Genomic DNA, 20,572 nt, shown 5'->3' on the forward strand with positions numbered 1-20,572 from the left:
GGGCAAAGGTGCTTGAGTTATCGCACTGACCGCTTCGATCCATACACGACCAGAACATCCTGAGGACGCCCCAAATGTGCGCCGAAACACCTGACTACAAAGACACGCTGAACCTGCCGAAAACCGAATTCCCCATGCGTGCAGGCCTGCCCAAGCGCGAGCCAGCATGGCTGGACCGCTGGGAAAAGATCGGCGTCTATGACCGCCTGCGCGAGAAAGAGGGTCGCAAACCTTTTACCCTGCATGACGGCCCTCCTTACGCGAACGGCCATCTGCATATCGGCCACGCACTGAACAAGACCATCAAGGACATGATTGTTCGGTCCCATCAGATGATGGGCTACGATTCACGCTATGTACCCGGCTGGGACTGCCATGGCCTGCCCATCGAATGGAAGATCGAGGAACAGTACCGCAAGAAGGGCAAGAACAAAGACGAGGTGAACATCGTCGACTTCCGTCAGGAGTGCCGCAAGTTCGCCGAAGGCTGGATCGACATCCAACGCGAAGAGTTCAAGCGTCTGGGCATCACCGGCAACTGGCCCGATCCTTATATCACCATGGATTACCATGCCGAGGCCGTGATCGCCGACGAGTTCATGAAGTTCCTGATGAATGGCACGCTCTATCAGGGCTCCAAGCCCGTGATGTGGTCCCCCATCGAAAAGACCGCGCTGGCCGAAGCCGAGGTCGAGTATCACGACAAGGAAAGCTTCACCATCTGGGTGAAGTTCAAGGTTGTGAACACCGGCGATGTGACGCTGGACAACGCTTATGTGGTGATCTGGACGACGACCCCATGGACGATGCCCTCGAATAAGGCCGTGGTCTATGGCGAGGATATCTCCTACGGCCTCTACGAAGTCATCGGCCGCCCCGAGGAGTGCTGGGCGCGGATCGGTGAACGCTATCTACTGGCCGATGACCGCGCGGCGGATGTGTTTGCCCGCGCGCGTCTGGACGATACGATGTACCGCCGCCTGTGTGATGTCACGCAGGAGGATCTTGCCAAGATCCAACTGGCACACCCGCTGGCCGGGGCCGAAGGTGGCAATGGCGAATGGGACGACATCCGCGATTTCCGCGCCGCTGAGTTTGTGACCGACACCGAAGGCACCGGCTTTGTCCACTGCGCGCCGTCGCACGGGATGGAGGAATTCGAGCTTTACCGTGATCTGGGGATGTTGGAACAGGTCATCACTTACAACGTGATGGATGATGGCAGCTTCCGCGCCGATCTACCGTTCTTTGGCGGTAAATACATCCTGTCTCGAAAGGGCGGTGAGGGTGATGCCAACAAGGCCGTGATCGACAAGCTGGCCGAGGTCGGCGGGCTGCTGGCGCGCGGCAAGATCAAGCACAGCTATCCGCATTCGTGGCGCTCGAAGGCTCCGATCATCTATCGTAACACGCCACAGTGGTTTGCCTCGGTCGACCGCAAGCTGGAGGACGGCATGGGCGAGATGGGCGACTCCATCCGTGAACGTGCCCTGCGCTCGATTGATGAACTGGTGAAATGGACGCCGCAGACCGGCCGCAACCGTCTATATTCCATGATCGAAACACGCCCGGACTGGGTTCTGTCGCGCCAACGCGCCTGGGGCGTGCCGCTGACCTGCTTCACCAAGAAGGGGGCATTGCCGACCGACGCGGACTACCTGCTGCGCAATGACGAACTCAATGCCCGCATCAAAGCCGCGTTTGAGAAGGATGGCGCAGACGTCTGGTACACGGACGGGTTCAAGGAGAAGATCCTCGACGGTATCGCGAACCCCGACGACTACGATCAGGTTTTTGACGTGCTGGATGTGTGGTTCGACTCTGGCTCGACCCATGCCTTTGTGCTGCGTGATCGTGAGGACGGGACCGCGGACGGCATCGCTGACGTCTATATGGAAGGCACCGACCAGCACCGCGGTTGGTTCCATTCGTCGATGCTGCAGGCTTGCGGCACCAAGGGGCGTGCACCATACCGCAACGTAGTGACCCACGGATTTACGCTGGATTCCAAGGGCAACAAGATGTCCAAATCGCTGGGCAACACCATCGTGCCGGAAGAGGTCGTTAAACAATACGGCGCCGATATCCTGCGCTTGTGGGTGGCTCAGACCGACTACACCGCCGACCAGCGGATCGGACCGGAGATCCTGAAAGGGACAGCCGACAGCTATCGCCGCCTGCGCAATACCATGCGGTTCATGCTGGGCTCGCTGGCGGACTTCACCGAAGCGGATCGGGTTGCGCCTGAAGATATGCCGCGCCTGGAGCGCTGGGTGTTAAGCCGACTGGCCGATCTGGATGAGCAGGTGCGCAAAGGTTATGCAGCATTTGACTTCCAGGGTTTATTCAGCGCCGTATTCACATTCGCCACGGTTGATCTGTCATCGTTCTATTTCGATGTCCGTAAAGACGCGCTTTATTGCGACGGTGACAGCCTACGCCGCCGTGCCGCGCGGACTGTGCTGGATATCCTATTCCACCGTCTGACCACATGGCTGGCCCCAGTTCTGGTCTTCACCATGGAAGAGGTCTGGCTGGAACGGTTCCCGGCCGATGATAGTTCGGTCCATTTAATGGATTTCCCTGAAACGCCCGCTGATTGGCGCCATGAAGACCTGGAAGCCAGCATGGCCAAAGTCCGCCGCGTTCGCCGCGCCGTGACCGCTGCGCTGGAAATTCAACGTCAGGACAAGGTGATCGGATCCAGCCTTGAGGCCGCACCGATCGTGCATGTCGAAGATCAGGAAACCCGCGATCTGCTTGCGACCTTCGACGTGGATGACATGTGCATCACTTCTGGTCTGGCCGTCACAGGCGATCCGGCCCCGGCCGAGGCGTTCCGAGTGCCGGAAATCGAGGGCGTAGCTGTAGTGTTCGAAAAAGCCCAAGGCGACAAATGCCAGCGCTGCTGGAAAATCCTTCCTGATGTTGGGCTGCACGCCCATCCGGGCGTATGCGGGCGATGTAACGAGGCGCTGAGCTGACATTCGAACGGAGCGCGAGAGAGAGATCGCTGATGCGAGGCTCTGCCTCGCGCTCCGAGGTATTTTTGGCCAGATGAAGAGGCGGATCGTCAGGATTCGGGTTGCAGGTGAGGTGAAACATCTGCAACCGTTCTCTTATGCCGATGATCGCCGTAGAAACTCAGTTTGGTTGCCTTGGTGTCGAAGAGACCAGCGGCGCCATCACGCGCCTTGTCTGGAATGGCTGTGACGAAGGCCTGGCCACCCCGGTTCTGCAAGAAGCGGCGGCGCAGTTGCGTGCCTATGACGAAGGGCGTTTGCAGCAGTTCGAACTGCCCTACCGGATCAAGGGATCGGAATTTCAGCGTCAGGTGTGCGATGCAATGTATGCTATCCCATTTGGTGATACGCGCACCTATGGCGAGTTGGCTAACGACCTTGGCTACTCGGCGCAAGCGGTTGGGCGCGGATGCGGAGGAAATCCCATCCCCATCATTATTCCCTGTCACCGGGTTCTGGGTGCAGATGGGAAGATGGTTGGGTTTTCAGGCCACGGCGGTGTTGAGACCAAAGTGGCTCTGCTGCGTCACGAAGGTGCTGCCAGCCTGTTGATCTGATCAGTACTTATCTGTTGCAATCGGAGCGGCACGGCCCCAACCTATATCGAATAGTGAATTTGAAGGACCGAATTGAATGACCGGCCAGACAGACCCCGCCGCACGCAAGAAAGCCATCATCGATCATCTGATGTCTTTGGAAGAACAGGAACTGGCAACCGCACAGGCACATTATGATGCCTTCCTTAAGGACTCGCAGTTGGATGACCGAGAAGGGCATGACAAGGACGACATCGCTGCCTCGCGCGAGAATGCAGATCTGGCGGCCGCCTTTGATGCGCCTGTTCATGCGCATCACGCCAAGATTGACGTGATCGAGAACACCGATTTTGGCCTCACGGATACGGTGCAGCCCGGCGCCGTAATCAAGTTCAACAATCGCCGCTTCGTCGTATGTGTCTCAACGACTCGGTTTGAGGTGGACGGCAAAACCTACATGGGCATTTCGACCCAAAGCCCGATCTATCTGGCTATGGTTGGCCTGCAAGAGGGTGACGTGTTCACCCATAACGGGACTGAGTTCGAGGTTCAGGAAGTCTTGTAATCCCGGGCCTTGCGCGGCGGAATGATCTGCTGCGCAATACCGGCCGAGACCAAATACAAGCTGGTGATCACCAGCCCCCAATGGGCCCAGCTTTCGGGGTGAAAGTCGACCCAGGCGGCCCAGCCTGCAAAGAATGTCCACGCAAAAGCCATAGGCAATGACAGGGTGCGCCAACGCTCGGTCCGGACTGGGTGAATGAATTTCAGCGGCAGGAACATTGCGACAGACAGCAAGGTGACCAGCAGCAGGATGACCCAGAAGTTGGGCTCCAGGGCGAAGATCACAATGACGAACATGTTCCAGCAACCTGGAAAGCCAGAGAAGGAATTATCCTTGGTTTTCATACGTGTATCCGCAAAGTACATCGCACTTGCAAAGGTGATGACGATGATTGCGAACCAGCCGGTCCAACCGTCCATCAGACCCGATTTGAACAGGGCAAAGGCAGGGATGAAAACATAGGTCAAATAGTCGATGATCAGGTCCAGCAAGACTCCATCAAACTCGGGTGCGTTCTTCTTAACGTGATAGTGCCGCGCCAGCGGGCCATCGATGCCATCGACGATGAACGAAACAACGAGCCAGAGATACATCAGGCTCCATTTCTCTTCGACTGCTGCCAACATGGCGAGCATTGCGAAAACGGCACCTGTGGCGGTGAAGAGATGAACGGAAAGCGCTTTGAATCTGAGTGTCATGGTGGTGTCATGACGGAAGCAAGGCGCAGATGCAAAGCAAAAAGGGTCTTTGCTTCAGGCTTTTGGGTGCGTGCGGTTATAGACTTCCATCAACCGGGCCGTATCGACTGCGGTATAGGTCTGCGTGGTCGAAAGCGAGGCGTGACCCAAAAGCTCTTGGATCGCGCGCAGGTCGCCGCCCGCAGACAGCAGATGGGTGGCAAAGCTGTGGCGCATCGCGTGCGGGGTGGCTGTTGCGGGAAGGCCAAGTTGCATCCGTGCCTTGGCGACCACAGCCTGAATGATTCCGGGGTTGAGCGGGCCGCCCCTGACACCTCGGAACAACGCCTTATCGGGGGATTGCGGATGTGGGCAGAGGTGAAGATAGCGATCCACCGAAGCCCGAGCGGCAGGCAAGACCGGTACGATTCTTTCCTTATCGCCCTTACCCGATATGCGCAGCGTTTCTGGCAGAGGAGCGTCCACACCGGTCAAAGACAACGCCTCGGAAATCCGCAACCCGCACCCGTAGAGGAGCGTCACAACCGCAACATCCCGTGCAGCGACCCAGTCCGATGAGGATTGTAGCTCGACCGTGTCGATCATTGCGCGCGCGGCATCTTCGGCCAGGGGTCGGGGCAGTTTCTTGGTAAATTTAGGCGCTCGGGTGGACAGCACCGCAGTAGGTTCGAACCCTTCGCGTTCGGCCAACCAGCGATAGAAGGTTTTGACGGCTGAAAGCTTGCGCGCCAGAGATCGCGCGCCGACATCAGAATTTCGCTGCTCTGCCATCCAGGCCCGCATGTCAGAAACGCTGATGCGTTCCAGCGCGGCCAGTCCTTGGCGCTCGCTGTGATGCAAGGTCATGAAGGACAGGAATTCTGTCACGTCGCCGCGATAGGCGTTGAGCGTATTTTCAGACCGCCCCGCCAGCGCCCCCAGACTGTCCAGCCAATGCTGCAGAGCATCGCGGCAGGCTGGGGAAATCAGGCTCACGACAGCCAGTGGCGCATAGAGCGTTCGAACACGCCGGCAAAGAAGGCAAGAAGATCAGTGCCAAGCTGAGGTGAGAAATGCCTCGGATCGCGCGCGCCCATGACAATCATGCCGGGTAGGCGGCCAGTGCCAAGATCGAGTTTCAGGCAGGCCTCGGATCGTAGCTGATCGGCTTGTTTACCGTAAACTTGCGGATTGGGATGGCGGATTTCGCGCAAGGTAACCTCGCGCGGCTGACCGTTGCGGTCAGCGGTCAGATAGCTATCGATAAAACCAGGCTCAGCCACAGTCAGCACGCCGCCGAGCTGGTTCACCACCGGATCATCACGTACGACGGTTGTTTCGAGGACCAGAGTGATGTGATCGACACGCAGGATTTCGGCCACGTCATTGCCTAGCGCGCGCAGGAAATCCTCGAACACGGTTGGCTCCAACAGGCGAAGAATGGCGCGATGCACCTGATTTGTGCCCGCCAAGTTCTCATACGCCGCCGCGATGACTGAGCGATGAGTGTCCTCAAGGCGGTCAAGACGCGCCTCAAGCCGCTGCATGGCGATACCGCGCAGGTCGATAACGTTGTCACCACGCGCCTGCTCATTTGCAGCCACCAAGGCCTGCATCAGGTCTTTGTCATCCAGCACGGCGTCAGGCTCAGCCAGAATTGCGGCGCGGAGATTGTCCTTGAGTTTAGGATCGCTGCTCATGTCCCGTCCGGTCGTTTTTTTGTTTGGCGGGCTTATAACATGGGTTGCTGGATTTGCCTTGGGAAAAATGCACGCGAAAGGCGAATTTCATCGCTGCTGTGGCGGGCGCTCCCGCCTGCCCGGCGCTGATCAAAGATCAGCTTTTGCCGTTGGGCCGGGCGCGGTGCCTGATGGCACCGCGCGGCAATGCTTGGGATCAGAGGATTTTCTGACCTGTCTTGGCCCAGTCGGCCAGGAAAGTTTCAAGGCCTTTGTCGGTCAGCGGGTGGTCGGCCAGTTTTTTGATCACGCCCGGAGGTGCTGTAATCACGTCAGCCCCGATGCGGGCACTGTCGGTCACGTGGTTTACGGTGCGGATCGAGGCGGCGAGGATTTCGGTCTCGAACCCGTAATTGTCATAAACTTGGCGAATATCTGCGATCAGGTCCATGCCATCGAGGTTGATATCATCCAGACGTCCGATGAACGGCGAGATGAAGGTTGCGCCCGCTTTGGCCGCCAGAATCGCCTGATTGGTCGAGAAGCACAGGGTCACGTTGACCATCTGGCCTTCGTCGGTCAGTGTTTTACAGGTTTTCAAACCAGCCCATGTCAGCGGTACTTTGACTGCGATGTTGGGCGCGATCTTGGCCAGCTTACGGCCTTCGGCGATCATGTCTTCGGCCTCGGTGGCGACAACTTCGGCCGAGACGGGGCCGTCGACCAGATCACAGATCTCTTTGGTGACTTCCAGAATGTCGCGGCCCGATTTCAGGATCAGCGAGGGATTGGTGGTTACGCCGTCCACCATGCCCAGATCGTTCAGTTCGGCGATGGCGTCGATCTCGGCGGTGTCTACGAAGAATTTCATGAGGGCAGTCCTTTGATGGGTTGGCCTTGGTCGCGGATGGCTTTACCTCAAAGAGACCCATGCTGGAACCCCCTGCGAAGGATATACCGTGAGCGCTAACGGATTTTTCGACGAAGGAGAGCTGGTTGCGGTGCTGACCACGCAGCCGCTGGACCGGACGTTGGATTACAAAGCGCCCGAGGGCGGGTGCTTTCTTGGGGCGTTTGTCGAGGTGCCTTTGGGCCCGCGCAAAGTCTTGGGTGTGGTTTGGGGGCCGGGGCAGGGTGGTTTTGATCTGGCCAAGGCGCGATCGGTGAACCGGGTGCTTGAGGTCGCGCCGATGCGTGAAGAAATGCGGGTGTTTCTGGGGAAAGTGGCTGACTACACCCTGACGCCGATGCCTGCGATGCTGCGGCTAGCAACGCGCGCGCCGGGGTTGGGCGATCCGCCCTCGATGCGCAAGGTTTATCGTTTGGGCGGTGGTCAACCGGACCGAATGACCGACGCACGAATGCGGGTACTTGAAGTTTTGCGAGACTATGGCGGCTTGGCTTTTACGCTGAAGGAACTGGCCGAGCAAGCGGGGGTCACATCTTCGGTCATCAAGGGGTTGGTCAAACAGAACGCTGTGCGTGAAGAGGACAGCCCGCGTGATCTTCCTTATCCTCATCTTGATCCAGAATTGCCGGGAAAGGACCTGACCGAGGATCAGGCGGAGGCCGTGATGCGGCTTCAGACCGGGCAACGGACGGGAGATTATGGAACGACTCTTCTGAAGGGAGTGACGGGTTCGGGCAAGACCGAAGTTTATCTTGAGGCGGTCGCCGAGGCCCTGCGCGTAGGGCGGCAAGCACTGGTCTTGCTGCCCGAGATCGCGCTGACGGCTGAATTTCTGACCCGTGTCGAGGCGCGATTTGGTGCGCGTCCGGCGGAATGGCATTCGGGCGCGACCATGACTGAACGTCGCCGGGTTTGGCGGATGGTCGGTCAGGGTGATGCGCAACTGGTCGTTGGGGCCCGGTCAGCACTGTTTCTTCCATTTCGCGATCTTGGTCTCGTAGTTGTCGATGAAGAACACGACACCTCGTACAAGCAAGAAGATGGGGTGCATTATAGTGCGCGGGATATGGCCGTTCTGCGTTCGGCCATCTGCGGAGCGCGGGTGATTCTGGCCAGCGCGACGCCTTCACTGGAAAGCTGGGCCAATGCCGAGGCGGGTAAATACGAACGGCTGGACCTGACCTCGCGTTTTGGTGCAGCAGTCCTGCCCGAAATGAAGCCGATCGACATGCGCGCCGAGCAGATGCAGGCCGGGACTTGGATTTCCCCCTCGCTGCGGCAGGCGGTGCAACAGCGTATCGAACACGAAGAGCAGTCACTGCTGTTCATCAACCGCCGTGGCTATGCGCCCGTGACACTATGCCGGGCGTGCGGGGAGCAGATTGCCTGCGATCATTGCGACGCGCGAATGGTTGAACATCGGTTCCTCAAGCGTCTGATGTGCCATCAATGTGGTGAGACCAAGCCAATGCCAGAGGCCTGCCCATCCTGCGGGGTCGAGGGTAAACTGGCACCGGTCGGACCCGGGATTGAACGGCTGGCAGAAGAAGCCGAGGCGGCGTTCCCTGAAGCCAAAATCGCTATGCTCAGCTCTGATCTGTTTGGTTCGGCTCGTGCCCTGAAGGCCAAGATCGAAGAGATTGCCGAAGGCGATGCGGATATCGTTATCGGGACGCAACTCGTGGCCAAAGGACATAATTTTCCAAAGCTGACACTGGTTGGGGTGATCGATGCGGACCTTAGCCTGCATGGTGCTGACCTGCGCGCGGCGGAACGAACTTTTCAATTGATGCGGCAGGTAGCGGGCCGGGCAGGTCGTGCGGAAAAACCGGGGCAGGCGTTGTTGCAGACATTCCAGCCGGTACATCCGGTGATCCGGGCGATTCTATCGGGCGATGAAGAAGGGTTCTGGAAGGCTGAAGCCGCCGGGCGTCAGGCCGCCGGGGTGCCGCCTTATGGTCGAATGGCCGGGATTGTCCTGTCTGGCCCCGAGGTCGGGCCGGTCTTCGACATCGGCAACGCCATGGCGCGCAACGATGCGCCGTTGCGCGATGTTGGTGCTCAGGTATTTGGCCCTGCTCCAGCCCCGATCGCGCGCATACGCGGGCGTCACCGCGTCCGGCTGTTAGTCAAAGCCCCGAAAGGTGCGCCTATTCAGGACGCCATAGCCCGCTGGATCGCCCCGTTGAAGTTGAAAGGCGATATCCGCCTGACCGTGGATATCGATCCGCAAAGCTTCTACTGACCCCTGCATCAGTGCAGAGCCGCTGTGCGCCGGCCGCTTTCCCCTCGCCAAAAAGTACAAATGGGCGTAGAGCATCCTCATGCTGAAACCCATGCCCTTGTCTGAGGCGCAGAGTCTTCCGCTCTGGCGCCGACCTATGACGCTCTTGTTCGTGATGGCGTTGACCATGCCGATCGCGTTCAACGCGTGGAGTGCATTGCTGAACAATTTCGTCATCGAGGCGGCGAACTTCGACGGGGCGGATATCGGGCTTTTGCACACGGTACGCGAGATTCCGGGCTTTCTGGCCGTTGGCGTGATTGCGGTGATCATTTTCATCCGCGAGCAGGTACTGGCCATGATCTCATTGATGATGTTGGGCGTGGCGACGGCGGTGACGGCCTGGTTTCCCAGCCTTGGCGGGCTGCTGTTTGTGACGCTGTTCAGCTCGATCGGGTTTCACTACTATGAGACGGTGAACCAGTCACTGCAGCTGCAATGGCTGCCTAAAGACCGTGCGCCGCAGGTGCTTGGCTGGCTGGTGGCTATGGGCTCGGCTGCGACGGCTGTGGTCTATGGCTTGATCGTCCTGACATGGGACCGCTTCGACCTGTCCTATAACTTCGTGTTCATGGCGGCAGGCGGCGTGACAACTTTGCTGGCAGTGTTTTGCTTGATTGCTTACCCGCAATTCGACGCACCGACGCCGCAGACCAAGAAGCTGATCCTACGCCGCCGCTACTGGCTGTATTATGCATTACAGTTCATGGCGGGCGCGCGCCGGCAGATTTTTGTCGTGTTCGCCGGTTTCATGATGGTCGAGAAATTCGGCTTTGAAGTGCACGAACTGACCAGCCTGTACCTGATCAACCTTATGATCAACATGATGGCGGCTCCGCTGCTGGGCAAGGCAGTCGCACGGTTTGGCGAACGCCGCACGCTGATCTTTGAATATGCCGGACTCGCCATCGTTTTCGCAGCCTATGGCGGCATCTACTGGTTTAGCTGGGGCGTGCTGCTGGCGGCGATTCTCTATGTGATCGACCATGTGCTGTTTGCTCTGGCGTTGGCTTTGAAAACTTATTTCCAGAAGATCGCCGACCCGGCGGATATTGCGCCCACTGCGGCGGTGGCATTTACCATAAATCATATCGCCGCTGTTTTCCTGCCAGCACTTTTAGGTCTACTATGGGTCGTTTCGCCCGGCGCAGTGTTTGGTTTGGCCGCTGCAATGGCGATCATCTCGCTTCTGCTGTCACTACTGATCCCGCGTCATCCGGAACCGGGCAACGAAACCATCCTGTCGAAATACGCCCCCGCGCCCGCCGAATAAGCGACTCCGCTTGACCTTGGCGGTCGGTGCCCCTAGGCGCTGTTTCGATCGAAACAGGAGGCCCCCATGCCAACATTCACTGCTCTGACCACTTTGACCGGCAAGAAAGCCGCCGAAGGATTGGGCGAGGCGATGGAACGGCTGGACCCGGAACCAACCGGCGTCGGCGTGTTCGAGGTCGAGGATGGCTCGGGCCTGTGGGAGGTCGGCGGCTATTTTACCGAAACCCCGGATGAAACCGCGCTGGCGGTTCTGGCCGCCGCGTTCGAGGCCAAGCCCTTTGTGGTCTCAGAGCTGCCCGAAACGGATTGGGTCGCCCATGTCCGCCGCGAACTAGCCCCGGTCGAGGCCGGCCGGTTTTTTGTCTATGGAAGCCATGATGCCGACAAACTGCCCGAAGGCCGCATTCCGCTGCTGATCGAAGCTGCGATGGCCTTTGGCACAGGGCACCATGGGACAACGCTTGGTTGCCTCAAGGCTTTGGACCATCTTCTGGATGTTGGGTTCACGGCCAGCAAGGTTGCCGATATCGGCTGTGGCACCGCCGTATTGGCGATGGCCGCAGCGCGGGTCTGGGAGGGCCAGATTGTCGCCAGCGACATTGATGAGGTTGCCGTCGACGTGGCCGAGGCCAACCTTCGGGCGAACGGTATGGCGGGTGCGGTTAAATGCGTTGAAGCGGCAGGTTTCGATCACCCGGATCTGAAGGCGCATGCGCCTTACGATCTGATATTCGCCAATATCCTAAAAGGTCCGCTCGTGGCCCTTTCGCCTGAAATTTCGGCGAACCTGCGGGGGGGTGGACAAGCGATTCTATCGGGAATCCTCAATGAACAGGCCGATGACGTGATCTCGGTTTATCTCCAAAACGGCTTCAATCTGGTTCGCCAGGATCGAATTGGTGAGTGGGCGACGCTAATCTTAAGCAAACAGGGCTGAATTTAGGCCATTTACGGGAGTTTTGTGGATTTTTGCCACGTTTTTGTCGCATTCTCTAATTACCGTCTTTCAATGCACTCGGGGGGGCGGTTATCGGAGGCTGCCATGACAGGAAAACAACTCGAATTCGATCAACGCATCTCGCGTTTGAACAAAAAGCATCAGAAACTCAGCCGCGGCTATCGTGCCACGTTGCGCTCAGACGGGCTGGTGGTGATGAAACCACAGCGTATGCGTTCAGCAGTTTCAGCGAGGGTTTTGTTGCTGTGTCTGATTGGCTTCTTTGCATTCAAGGCCTTTTTACTGTCCCATCTTGGCCCGACTGCGTACGAAACGCGTGTTGAAAGCCTGAATCAGGGCACGCCGGTTGAGAAAGCTGGCGCCTGGATCATGCAGGCCGATCCGGTGACCGCGTTTTTCTCGAGCCAACTGAACAAGTTATGGTTCTAATCGGATATCTTGCACCCTCCTAATAAAAACACCGCATGCCTCACGGCGTGCGGTGTTTCTGTTTGCCCCACAGGGAGGAGGAAGGGGCGTATGCGGTAGTCCGTTATCTCAGTAACGGCGGCCTTCGGCGACAACGTCGATGTCGCCGCGGCATAGTCCGATATCGTCCAGTTCGCGGTCAGAAAGACCGTTCAGCGCGTTACGGGTTGCGCGGGCGTCATTCCATTCAACAACGGCGTTTACAACCGATGCAAAAAGTGCGCCGATACGGCCGACGAGGCCGAATGAGCCAGTGGTGGTGCGGGTGGTATCCAGTGCAGCCATATCCTGTTTCCTTCTGGTTTGTGTTAAACTCTGATCTTGCGATCTGAGCGGCATCTAGTGATGAGTTTCGCCGTGCGCAAGCTCAGAAATTGCATGTGTCCTATGCATTTTTTGCAACGCTCGAAATTGATGAAAACCCCTTAAATCATTGGTTAAAGTTCGATCGGAAAAGCGTCGAAAACGAACCTAACCCGGTCGCAAACAGGCCGCGAGGAACCAGAGGCGACATGGATGTCGGTTTTGGACCCTGAGTTGATTTCCTTGGAAAATGTTCACGCTTCGTGCTAGTCGATGAAAAAAGATCACACAAACCCGAGCAGGCCGAGACAAAACATGCGAATTCTGGGCATTGATCCAGGGCTTAGAACCTTGGGATGGGGCGTCATCGAATCGCATGGCAGCCGCCTGAGCCACGTTGCGAATGGATTGTGCAAATCCGATGGTGATGATCTGGGGGAAAGGCTGCTGTCGCTACACAATCAAATCGTCGAAGTCATCGCCGAGCACAATCCAGATCAGGCGGCAATTGAACAGACCTTCGTCAACAAAGATGGGGCCGGTACACTGAAACTGGGTCAGGCGCGTGGTGTTGCGCTTCTGACGCTTGCGCAGGCGGGTTTGCCGGTTGGCGAGTACGCCCCCAACCGCGTCAAGAAAACTGTGGTGGGCGTCGGCCACGCCGAAAAAGAGCAGGTTCTGCATATGGTCAAACTCCAACTGCCCGGTTGTTCCCCCAAAGGGGCGGATGCTGCGGATGCATTGGCGATTGCCATCTGCCATTCTTACTATGGCGCCGCACCGCAGGCACGGATGAAAGAGGTACGCGCATGATCGGCAAGCTCACTGGACGGCTGGATTACCGCGCGGCGGATCACGTTCTGATCGACGTGCGGGGGGTCGGCTATATCGTCTATTGCTCGGACCGGACCATGGCGGCCCTGCCGGGGGTGGGTGAGGCAATGTCAATCTACACCGATATGGTCGTGCGCGAAGACCTGATGCAGCTTTATGGTTTTCTGTCCTTGGTCGAGAAGGAATGGCACCGTCTGCTGTGCTCGGTTCAGGGCGTGGGTGCGAAGGTATCGCTGGCCATTCTTAGTGCGCTGGGGCCCGATGGTGTCAGCCGCGCGATTGCCTTGGGCGACTGGGGGGCCGTGAAGGCCGCAAAGGGTGTCGGCCCCAAGACCGCGCAACGGATCGTTCTTGACCTCAAGGACAAGGCCCCGGGTGTGATGGCGATGGGCGGCACGGTGACCGAAGCGATGGATGGCCCGGCACTTGAAGTGGTTGAGACGACCGAGCCTGCGCCTGTTCCGAAACGGGTGGCCAAACCGGCCTCGGGCGCTGCCGCTGCTTCTGCGGATGCGCTGTCGGCGTTGGGCAATCTGGGCTATGGACCGTCCGAGGCGGCATCGGCCGTGGCCGAGGCAGCGGCTAATATGCCAGATGCGGGCGAGGCCGATCTGATACGCGCCGCGCTGAAGCTACTGGCCCCCAAGGGCTGAGTGAAAGGGTAACTGAATGGTAGACGCTGATCCCGCCCTGCGACCCGAACCGATGCCCGAGGACAATGACCGCGCCCTGCGCCCGCAGGGGCTGGATGAATTCATTGGTCAGGCCGAGGCGCGGGCCAACCTACGCATCTTCATCCAGTCGGCCCGCCAACGCGGTGAGGCGATGGATCACACGCTGTTCCATGGTCCACCTGGATTGGGTAAGACCACGCTTGCGCAGATCATGGCGCGCGAGTTGGGAGTGAATTTCCGCATGACCTCGGGGCCGGTTCTGGCCAAGGCGGGGGATTTGGCGGCGATTCTGACCAATCTGGAATCGCGGGATGTCTTGTTCATCGACGAGATTCACCGTCTGAACCCGGCGGTCGAAGAGGTGCTGTACCCCGCGATGGAGGATTTCGAGCTGGATCTTGTCATTGGTGAAGGTCCGGCGGCGCGGACTGTACGGATCGAGCTGCAGCCATTTACGCTGGTCGGGGCGACAACGCGGATGGGGTTGCTGACCACGCCGTTGCGCGATCGGTTTGGCATCCCGACCCGGCTGCAGTTCTATACGGTCGACGAGTTGCACGAGATCGTCACCCGCAATGCCCGCAAACTGGGCGCACCTGCGGATGACGAAGGCGCGCGTGAGATCGCGCGCAGGTCTCGTGGAACACCACGGATCGCCGGTCGTCTGCTGAGACGCGTGGTGGATTTTGCCATTGTTGAAGGCGATGGGCGGATTACGCGCGACTTGGCGGATGGGTCACTGACCCGGCTGGGGGTCGATAACCTTGGTCTGGACGGGGCCGACCGCCGGTATTTGAAGCTGATTGCCGAAAACTATGCGGGCGGGCCAGTGGGGATTGAAACACTCTCGGCGGCGTTGTCCGAAAGCCGGGATTCGCTGGAAGAGGTGATCGAGCCTTATCTCCTGCAGCAAGGCCTGATCCAGCGCACTCCGCGCGGACGGATGCTGGCGCAAAAGGCATGGATGCATCTGGGGATGGCTGCACCCAAAGGACAGAGCGATCTGTTTGGTTGAAGTGGGGCGCATTAGATTTTAAGCCTCAGGCGGTCGTATCTAAATCGAGAAGAAGGACTGGGGCGTGACACCCGATGAGATTGAGGCGCTGTTCACACGCGATAGCGGTGAGTTTCTGTTTGCGCGCTGGGGCAGACCCATCGTGCCCATCGTGTTTGGTGTCGAGGATGAAACGCTGTCGACCGTAAAAGGTGCGTTCGAGGCGGTTGTCACTCTGGCAAATCACAAGATGGCCGAGACGGATCCCGAACTGGGTGCCAATTGCATGGTGTTCTTCTTCCGTGAGTGGCAGGAATTGTTGGACGTGCCCGATCTGGATCGCCTGATCCCGGATCTGGCTCCACTGGTTGACCGGCTGGTGGCTGCCGATGCCAATCAGTATCGCATATTTCGGTTCGAGGATGACGGCGCTATCCGCGCGGCATTTGTGTTTTTGCGCATGGACAAAGAGCTGTCGAAAGTGCCGGCAGAAACGCTGGCGCTAAACCAGGTCGTGCAAACGATCCTGCTTTGGTCCGATACTGCGTTTCGCAGCGCCTCACCTCTGGCGATTGCTGGTGACGCGACGATCTTGCGGCCTGATATTGCGGCCTTGATCCGCGCCGCCTACGATCCTGTTCTGCCCGGTGCCGCGCAGGACCCCTCTCATGCGTTGCGCTTGTTCGCCAGATTGGAGCCGTCGCAATGAAGCATCACTACCCGGTCCGTGTTTATTACGAAGACACCGACATGGGAGGCGTGGTCTATCACGCAAATTATCTGAGATTCATCGAACGCGCCCGGTCGGACTGGGTGCGTAAACTGGGTAATGATCAGAACGCGATGCGGGACGCAGGCATTGTCTGGGTCGTGCGGCGGATCGAGGCGGATTATCTCGCCGCCGCTAGGTTTGAAGACGAGCTGATGGTCGAGACCGAGATGGTTTCGCTATCGGGCGCTCGGTTGACAATGTCGCAATTGGTCAAGCGTGGCGAGACCGAGATTTTCCGCGCCGAGGTAACGGCTGTCTGCATGAACGCGCAGGGTAAGCCCGTGCGCCTTCCGGCAGAGATTCGCGCATTGATGTAACATTTTCAGCCTCCGGGGTGGTTCTGTTGGCTTTTCATCTCCATCTGCGTTAGCGTTTGGCAAAACAAGGCCAAATGGCCATCAGGCAAAACAAAGAGCAGGTTCATGGAAGCTGAAACGCTGGCGCTGGCGCAGGAGATCGATTTCTCCATGTGGGGGCTGTATGCCCGCGCGACCTTTATCGTCAAACTGGTGATGTTGATGCTGATCGGTGCATCCATCTGGTCCTGGGGCATTATCATTCAGAAACTGATCAACTACCGAGCCGCGCGGCGCGAGGCGCAGGTATTCGATGAAAGCTTCTGGTCTGGCAATCCGCTAGATGAGCTGTTCGAGCAGATCGGAACCCAACCCGATGGCAGTTCCGAGAAGATTTTCGCGGCGGGGATGATCGAGTGGCGACGCTCGCACCGCACCGATGGCGGCTTGATCGCAGGCGCGACGGCGCGGATCGATCGCTCGATGGACGTGGCGATCGCGAAAGAGGCTGAGGGGCTGCAAAAAGGGTTGCCCATTCTGGCCACTGTCGGATCGACAGCGCCGTTTATCGGCCTGTTTGGCACCGTTTGGGGCATCATGAATGCCTTTATCGAGATTGCCGAGCAGCAGAACACAAACCTCGCCGTTGTGGCCCCGGGTATTGCCGAGGCGTTGCTGGCCACCGGTCTTGGCTTGCTGGCCGCGATCCCGGCGGTGATATTCTATAATAAACTCAGCGCAGACAGTGACCGCATCGTCGGCGGCTACGAGGCCTTTGCCGATGAATTCGCCACTATCCTGTCGCGTCAGTTGGATAGCTGACGATGGGTGCGGCAGTTCAGCAAAGCTCGGGCGGGAACGGACGTAGGCGCGGACGGCGGCGCGGGCGCGCCCAACCGATGGCCGAGATCAACGTGACGCCCTTTGTTGATGTCATGCTGGTGTTGCTGATCATCTTTATGGTGGCGGCCCCATTGTTGACCGTCGGCGTACCTGTCGATCTGCCCAAGACTGCCGCAAGTGCCTTACCCGGTGACAACGAAGAGCCGCTGACTGTGACCCTGACCGCAGATGGGCGCGTGCAGATCCAGACCACGGATGTGCTGCGCGAAGAACTGATCGGTAGGCTGCGCGCGATCGCAGCTGAGCGCAGCAGCGACCGTGTGTTCTTGCGTGCTGACGGCGCGATTCCCTACGCGCAAGTGATGCAGGTCATGGGTGCTTTGAACGCAGGCGGGTTTTCCAACGTTGGCCTTGTGACCGATACCGGCGGGCCAACGCTGGACGAAGGGTGAGAGTGAGGCTGCGCGGTGGATACCGGCACCAAGATTTCGGCAATTGCGCATGTCAGCCTGATTGGCTGGGCGCTGATCGGCGGGACCTTCCGGTCCGAGCCGTTGCCGATGGCTGTACAGGATGTCTCGGTGATCTCGGCTGAGCAGTTTGCGGCCATGACCGCGCAACGCGAGGCACCCGAGGTGCCGACTGACCCGGCTGAACTGCAACAGCCTGCAGAACCTGATAAGATCGAAATACTGGACCCGACGCCGGAAGAAACGCCCGAACCTGAGCCGGTTGCCCAGCCCGAGCCGGAACCTGAGCCCGAGCCGGAACCGGAAACGGTGGAAGTCCCACCTGAACCCGAACTGATAGAACAGCCTCCAACGCTTGAAGAGCCCGAGCCTGAGTTGGCGGCGCTTCCTGCGCCTCCAGGCCCAGAGGCAGAACCAAGCCCTGCGGATAAGATCGCGCCCGAGCAGATTGCTCCTCCTCCGCCCGAGGCCAAGCCGGATGAAATTGAAACCCCTCCGGTTTCGCTGGATGAAGGGGCGGAAATCCAACAAGAACAGCAGGATCAAACGGCACCGGAAGAGGCCGCGCCCGAGATCGTGACCGAGGCGGAAGAAGTCGAAGATCCGGCCCCGCGAACCTCTCCTCGTCCGCGCGTGCGCCCGAACCGACCGGCACCCCAGCCAGAGCCTGAAGTTGCAGAAACGCCCGAGCCCGCGCCGACTGAACCTGTGCAAAACGAGCAAGCGATCAATGACGCCCTGGCCGAAGCATTGGGCAATGGCACCGAACCTTCGGGCCCACCACTGACAAGCGGTGAAAAAGACGCGATGCGGGTTGCGGTGTCGCGGTGTTGGAATGTCGGGTCCCTGTCGACGGATGCGCTGGAAACCGTGGTTGTTGTCGGGTTTTCGTTAACCAGAGATGGCAAAGTGGTTGGCGGCAGTTTGCAGCTACTCGACAGTACAGGCGGCTCGGCCGCATCAGCAAAACAAGCCTACGAAGCCGCGCGGCGCGCAATTTTGCGCTGTGGGTCTAAAGGATATGACCTACCTGCTGACAAATACGATCAATGGCAGGATATTGAGATTACATTCAATCCCGAGAGGATGCGGATCAAATGATGAAACTTCTGACCAGCCTCTTAATTGGCCTGACCCTTCTTTCGACCTCGGCCTACGCCCAAAGTGGCCCGCTGCGTCTGGAAATCGATGAAGGGATCATCGAACCAATGCCGTTTGCCGTGCCAAGCTTTGTGCCTGACGGTCCCTCGGCGGCACAATATGCACAAGATATCTCGCGGGTGGTCGTGTCTGACCTGACCGGAACGGGCCTGTTTCGTGAAATCTCGTCGGATGCATATATCAGCCGCGTCAGCAGTTTCGATGCGCCGGTACAGTTCGCTGATTGGAAGGCGATCAACGCTCAAGCACTGGTGACAGGGGCGGTCAACGTGTCGGGCAAGCGCCTGACGGTCCGGTTCCGGGTTTGGGATGTCTTTTCGGGGCAGGAACTCGGCAACGGTTTGCAGTTTGCAGGAACAACCGACGGTTGGAGGCGCATGGCGCATAAGGTCGCGGATCAGGTTTATACCCGGATCACGGGAGAGGGCGCCTATTTCGACAGCCGTGTCGCGTTTGTGTCGGAGAGCGGCCCAAAGGATCAACGGCGCAAACGGTTGGCCATAATGGATTACGACGGCGCTAATGTGCAGTATCTGACCGACAGCGCAGCGATTGTTCTGGCGCCTCGGTTCTCACCGACGGGCGACCAGTTGCTCTATACCAGCTACGAGACCGGTCAGCCGCGTATTTACGTTCTGGATGTCGGCCGCGTGAAGCGGCAGGAGTTGAAAACGCAGGAAGGCACCATGAGTTTCTCACCGCGCTTCTCTCCGGATGGTCGTTCAATTGTTTATTCGTTGACCCAAGGCGGAAACACGGATTTGTGGAAAATGGATCTGGCCTCGGGCCAAAGCGTGCGACTGACCAATACGCCCGCGATTGAAACTGCACCAAGCTATGCGCCGGATGGCAGTCGGATCGTGTTTGAAAGCGACCGGTCGGGCACTCCGCAGCTTTACATCATGCCCGCTAACGGAGGTGAGGCAACGCGGATCAGTTTTGGGCAAGGCCGCTATGGCACGCCGGTCTGGTCTCCTCGCGGGGATCTGATTGCGTTCACCAAGCAGAACAAAGGTCGCTTCCACATAGGCGTTATGCGCACGGATGGCAGCGAAGAGCGCCTTTTGACCGCCTCGTTCCTGGACGAAGGTCCCACATGGTCGCCAAACGGGCGGGTCATCATGTTCACCCGCGAAACGCAGGGGGCAAGCGGTCGATCGACGCTTTACTCCGTGGATATTTCGGGCCGTAACTTGCGTCCTGTTAGAACGCCGGATGGCGGTAGCGACCCGTCTTGGGGGCCACTGCAGAATTGATCGGAACTGACAGCAGGTAAAGTTCACAACAAACCCGCAATGTGATAGAAGCGCGGCAATAAACAACGAAACACGAGGCACTTGAGATGAAACTGTTGAGCAAAGTCGCGGCAATTGGGGCGCTGATCCTGATTGCGGCCTGTTCCAATAATGATCCGTCGGCTCTGGGTGGCGGCGCTGGTGGCAGCGGCGCGCTGGTTCCGGGCTCACCCAGTGATCCGCGCTCACCGGCTTATTTCCAGCAGACAGTTGGTGACCGGGTCCTGTTCGCAGTCGATCAGTCCACGCTCAGCCCGCAGGCGCAGACGATTCTGCAAGGGCAGGCCGATTGGCTGCTCGCGAATCCGGATTTTGTCGCCAATATCGAAGGCCATGCGGACGAGCAGGGCACGCGCGAATACAACCTTGCGCTTGGAGCTCGCCGGGCCAATGCGGCGCGGGAGTATCTGATCTCGCGCGGGGTGGCAGGCAACCGGTTGACCACCGTCAGCTATGGCAAGGAACGCCCGATCGAAATTTGCAGCACCGAGGATTGCTATTCGAAAAACCGCCGCGCGGTGACGGTGCTGACCGGTTCAACCTTGGGGTAAGATG

The 20,572-nt window shown here is 58.7% G+C and carries 22 protein-coding genes; 17 read left to right on the forward strand and 5 right to left on the reverse strand.

Annotated elements, in window-relative coordinates:
• The first annotated feature begins 74 nt into the window (after positions 1-74).
• The 3 genes from ileS (at position 75) to ACR0MJ_RS00595 (ending at position 4,124) form a co-directional block, all read left to right on the forward strand.
• On the forward strand, positions 75-2,984 hold the full coding sequence (ileS, locus tag ACR0MJ_RS00585) for an isoleucine--tRNA ligase (protein WP_480758419.1): 2,910 nt from the start codon (positions 75-77) through the stop codon (positions 2,982-2,984).
• 137 nt (positions 2,985-3,121) lie between these two features.
• On the forward strand, positions 3,122-3,580 hold the full coding sequence (locus ACR0MJ_RS00590; RefSeq protein ID WP_170626480.1) for a methylated-DNA--[protein]-cysteine S-methyltransferase: 459 nt from the start codon (positions 3,122-3,124) through the stop codon (positions 3,578-3,580).
• Positions 3,581-3,656: 76 nt separating this feature from the next.
• The gene (locus ACR0MJ_RS00595; RefSeq protein WP_170397423.1) at positions 3,657-4,124 is read left to right on the forward strand and encodes a hypothetical protein; all 468 of its coding nucleotides are present in this window, start codon (positions 3,657-3,659) and stop codon (positions 4,122-4,124) included.
• Here ACR0MJ_RS00595 and ACR0MJ_RS00600 read toward each other — a convergent pair.
• The 4 genes from ACR0MJ_RS00600 to fsa all read right to left on the reverse strand — a co-directional run bounded on the left by ACR0MJ_RS00600 (position 4,109) and on the right by fsa (position 7,351).
• The gene (locus ACR0MJ_RS00600) at positions 4,109-4,822 is read right to left on the reverse strand and encodes a CDP-alcohol phosphatidyltransferase family protein (protein WP_170397421.1); all 714 of its coding nucleotides are present in this window, start codon (positions 4,820-4,822) and stop codon (positions 4,109-4,111) included. The two genes, ACR0MJ_RS00595 and ACR0MJ_RS00600, sit on opposite strands and share 16 nt — an antisense overlap.
• Positions 4,823-4,876: 54 nt before the next feature.
• Positions 4,877-5,797, reverse strand: coding sequence for a tyrosine recombinase XerC (locus ACR0MJ_RS00605; protein WP_170397419.1), 921 nt, complete (start codon positions 5,795-5,797; stop codon positions 4,877-4,879).
• The gene (locus ACR0MJ_RS00610; RefSeq protein WP_170397417.1) at positions 5,794-6,501 is read right to left on the reverse strand and encodes a DUF484 family protein; all 708 of its coding nucleotides are present in this window, start codon (positions 6,499-6,501) and stop codon (positions 5,794-5,796) included. Before ACR0MJ_RS00610 ends, ACR0MJ_RS00605 begins: the two co-directional genes overlap by 4 nt.
• Before the next feature lie 196 nt (positions 6,502-6,697).
• Positions 6,698-7,351 carry a fructose-6-phosphate aldolase gene (fsa, locus tag ACR0MJ_RS00615; protein ID WP_170404410.1) on the reverse strand — a complete coding sequence of 218 codons (654 nt, stop codon included), beginning with the start codon at positions 7,349-7,351 and terminating at the stop codon, positions 6,698-6,700.
• Between the two features lie 88 nt (positions 7,352-7,439).
• On the opposite strand from fsa, the gene ACR0MJ_RS00620 reads away from it, so the two are divergent.
• The 4 genes from ACR0MJ_RS00620 (at position 7,440) to ACR0MJ_RS00635 (ending at position 12,336) form a co-directional block, all read left to right on the forward strand.
• Positions 7,440-9,635, forward strand: a complete 2,196-nt coding sequence (locus ACR0MJ_RS00620) for a primosomal protein N' (RefSeq protein ID WP_480758425.1) — start codon at positions 7,440-7,442, stop codon at positions 9,633-9,635.
• A gap of 79 nt (positions 9,636-9,714) precedes the next feature.
• Positions 9,715-10,947, forward strand: a complete 1,233-nt coding sequence (locus tag ACR0MJ_RS00625; RefSeq protein ID WP_170397410.1) for an MFS transporter — start codon at positions 9,715-9,717, stop codon at positions 10,945-10,947.
• Between the two features lie 66 nt (positions 10,948-11,013).
• Complete coding sequence (locus ACR0MJ_RS00630) at positions 11,014-11,886, forward strand: 50S ribosomal protein L11 methyltransferase (protein WP_480758428.1); 873 nt, start codon at positions 11,014-11,016, stop codon at positions 11,884-11,886.
• Between the two features lie 105 nt (positions 11,887-11,991).
• Positions 11,992-12,336, forward strand: a complete 345-nt coding sequence (locus tag ACR0MJ_RS00635) for a hypothetical protein (protein ID WP_480758432.1) — start codon at positions 11,992-11,994, stop codon at positions 12,334-12,336.
• Positions 12,337-12,444: 108 nt separating this feature from the next.
• Here ACR0MJ_RS00635 and ACR0MJ_RS00640 read toward each other — a convergent pair whose 3' ends face one another.
• The gene (locus ACR0MJ_RS00640; RefSeq protein ID WP_170397404.1) at positions 12,445-12,660 is read right to left on the reverse strand and encodes a DUF1127 domain-containing protein; all 216 of its coding nucleotides are present in this window, start codon (positions 12,658-12,660) and stop codon (positions 12,445-12,447) included.
• A gap of 333 nt (positions 12,661-12,993) precedes the next feature.
• Between ACR0MJ_RS00640 and ruvC the strand changes: the two genes are divergently transcribed.
• The 10 genes from ruvC (at position 12,994) to pal (ending at position 20,568) form a co-directional block, all read left to right on the forward strand.
• Complete coding sequence (ruvC, locus tag ACR0MJ_RS00645) at positions 12,994-13,491, forward strand: crossover junction endodeoxyribonuclease RuvC (RefSeq protein ID WP_170404395.1); 498 nt, start codon at positions 12,994-12,996, stop codon at positions 13,489-13,491.
• Positions 13,488-14,165, forward strand: a complete 678-nt coding sequence (ruvA, locus tag ACR0MJ_RS00650) for a Holliday junction branch migration protein RuvA (RefSeq protein WP_170424326.1) — start codon at positions 13,488-13,490, stop codon at positions 14,163-14,165. Before ruvC ends, ruvA begins: the two co-directional genes overlap by 4 nt.
• 16 nt (positions 14,166-14,181) lie before the next feature.
• On the forward strand, positions 14,182-15,201 hold the full coding sequence (gene ruvB, locus ACR0MJ_RS00655) for a Holliday junction branch migration DNA helicase RuvB (RefSeq protein WP_480758435.1): 1,020 nt from the start codon (positions 14,182-14,184) through the stop codon (positions 15,199-15,201).
• Positions 15,202-15,265: 64 nt separating this feature from the next.
• Entirely contained in the window at positions 15,266-15,889 is a 624-nt protein-coding gene (locus tag ACR0MJ_RS00660) for a hypothetical protein (protein WP_170397395.1), read from the forward strand.
• Positions 15,886-16,269 carry a tol-pal system-associated acyl-CoA thioesterase gene (ybgC, locus tag ACR0MJ_RS00665; protein WP_170404386.1) on the forward strand — a complete coding sequence of 128 codons (384 nt, stop codon included), beginning with the start codon at positions 15,886-15,888 and terminating at the stop codon, positions 16,267-16,269. The genes ACR0MJ_RS00660 and ybgC overlap by 4 nt, the downstream gene beginning before the upstream one ends.
• Before the next feature lie 105 nt (positions 16,270-16,374).
• Positions 16,375-17,070, forward strand: coding sequence for a protein TolQ (gene tolQ, locus ACR0MJ_RS00670; RefSeq protein WP_170397391.1), 696 nt, complete (start codon positions 16,375-16,377; stop codon positions 17,068-17,070).
• Between the two features lie 2 nt (positions 17,071-17,072).
• Positions 17,073-17,543: a protein TolR gene (gene tolR / locus ACR0MJ_RS00675; RefSeq protein WP_480561152.1), complete on the forward strand. Its 471-nt coding sequence runs from the start codon at positions 17,073-17,075 to the stop codon at positions 17,541-17,543.
• A gap of 15 nt (positions 17,544-17,558) precedes the next feature.
• On the forward strand, positions 17,559-18,662 hold the full coding sequence (locus ACR0MJ_RS00680; RefSeq protein ID WP_480758439.1) for an energy transducer TonB: 1,104 nt from the start codon (positions 17,559-17,561) through the stop codon (positions 18,660-18,662).
• Entirely contained in the window at positions 18,659-19,978 is a 1,320-nt protein-coding gene (gene tolB, locus ACR0MJ_RS00685) for a Tol-Pal system beta propeller repeat protein TolB (RefSeq protein ID WP_170466163.1), read from the forward strand. The genes ACR0MJ_RS00680 and tolB overlap by 4 nt, the downstream gene beginning before the upstream one ends.
• Before the next feature lie 86 nt (positions 19,979-20,064).
• A complete protein-coding gene (gene pal, locus ACR0MJ_RS00690; protein ID WP_170466160.1) occupies positions 20,065-20,568 on the forward strand; it encodes a peptidoglycan-associated lipoprotein Pal in 504 nt (167 codons plus the stop codon).
• Positions 20,569-20,572: the final 4 nt, after the last annotated feature.

This window comes from Ruegeria sp. C6 (genome assembly GCF_056537625.1).